This is a genomic window from Belliella buryatensis (genome assembly GCF_900188245.1).
In the GTDB taxonomy this organism is placed as follows: domain Bacteria; phylum Bacteroidota; class Bacteroidia; order Cytophagales; family Cyclobacteriaceae; genus Belliella; species Belliella buryatensis.
Genome location: NZ_FZOK01000042.1, coordinates 1 through 1532 on the forward strand (window position 1 = coordinate 1; position 1532 = coordinate 1532).

Below are 1532 nucleotides of genomic sequence, written 5' to 3' on the forward strand. Positions count from 1 at the left end.
GGTCGTGTACTGAAATAGGTTGACACAATTTTACTAGAAATTGTAAACCTATAATCGGACAAAATGCAAGAAAAAGAAAAATTCTCTGAAGACGCTAGGAGAAAAATCGTTACCGAAGTACTATCAGGTACTTTGACCAAAGAACAAGCAAGGCATGTTTATGGAATTAAAAGCAAATCCGCTATCTTGGAATGGATGAGGATTTTTGCTGGTCTAGAAAGGAGAGTTCCTAAAGACCCTCTTCCGATATTAAGAAACATGTCAGAAAAACAGGATTCCAACAGTGAGTTAAAAGCTCGTATTAAGCAACTTGAAGAAGAGCTTAAACTTAGTCAGTTAAAGGGCAGGGCATATCAGATTATGGTCGATATTGCCAAGGAAGAATATGGCCTGGATCTTGAAAAAAAGTCTGGTGCCAAACAGTTCAAAGACTCAAAGAAGAAGAACCAAGGGTAAGCTTGGATCAACTTTGCGGATTGTTTGGCAAGAGCAGACAAGGCTATTATAAATCTTTAAAATATATTTCCCGGGAGGCCTTTGAGGAAGACTTGGTCTTAAGTCTTGTTTTCAAGATCAGGAAGAAGGCTAAAACATCCAGATGGGGATTGAGGAAACTATACCCACTAATTCAGAAGGATTTGACCAAGCTGAAAATCAAGTTAGGCAGAGATAAACTGTTTGATCTGCTTCGTATGAGCGGGTTATTGGTCACTAAGAGAAAAAGGAGGTTTTTCACTACCCAGAGCCATCATTGGCTAAGGAAGTACCATAATCTCGTTGAAAATATGGTTGTCTCAAGACCCAACCAGTTATGGGTTTCCGATATTACCTACGTCGAGCTAAACAGGGAGGTCATGTATCTGTATCTTATTACGGATGCTTATTCCCAGAAAATAGTGGGCTGGAATCTTTCTCTGGACCTAAAGGCTGAATCGGCACTTGATGCCCTAAAAATGGCTTTTCAATCTCAGAAATGCATTGAACCATACTCCCTGATTCATCACTCAGACCGGGGGGTACAGTACTGCAGTTATGATTACACAGACCTTTTGAAAAAGAAAAAAGTCTGGATAAGTATGACAAAGCCTGCCTCCCCACATGAAAATGCCATAGCAGAAAGAGTAAACGGTATTCTTAAAGAAGAATGGTTGGATGATATTGCTGGAGAACCAGGTATCAATGCACAAAAATATATAAGTCAGATCATCAAAATCTATAATGAAATGAGACCGCACGAAGGACTGGGGAATAATCTCACGCCAAACCTAGTACATGACGAAGGTTTTACAAGGCATGATACCGAACGCGTTATTGGGAATAAGTACAGCTGGAAAAAAAAGACTGAACCTGTTAAGATCCAGTCTAAAAATAGCAACGCTATCGGACCAAACGACTATTCCTTGGCAAGTTGCTCCTCAGCAGAGCTTGCCTCCGCTTCATCGTGGTATTGTAAGTTATCCCAAACTTCTTAGAAATTGAAATACTAACTATATTTGAATAATAAAAGTGTCAACCATTTTCAGGACGAGACA

The 1532-nt window shown here is 39.6% G+C and carries 2 protein-coding genes; both read left to right on the top strand.

The window, feature by feature from the left end; all coding sequences use genetic code 11:
- Positions 1–63 precede the first annotated feature (63 nt).
- The gene (locus CHB66_RS16715) at positions 64–456 is read left to right on the top strand and encodes a hypothetical protein (protein WP_089242549.1); all 393 of its coding nucleotides are present in this window, start codon (positions 64–66) and stop codon (positions 454–456) included.
- Positions 457–476: 20 nt separating this feature from the next.
- A complete protein-coding gene (locus tag CHB66_RS16720) occupies positions 477–1472 on the top strand; it encodes an IS3 family transposase (protein ID WP_245812789.1) in 996 nt (331 codons plus the stop codon).
- Positions 1473–1532 lie beyond the last annotated feature (60 nt).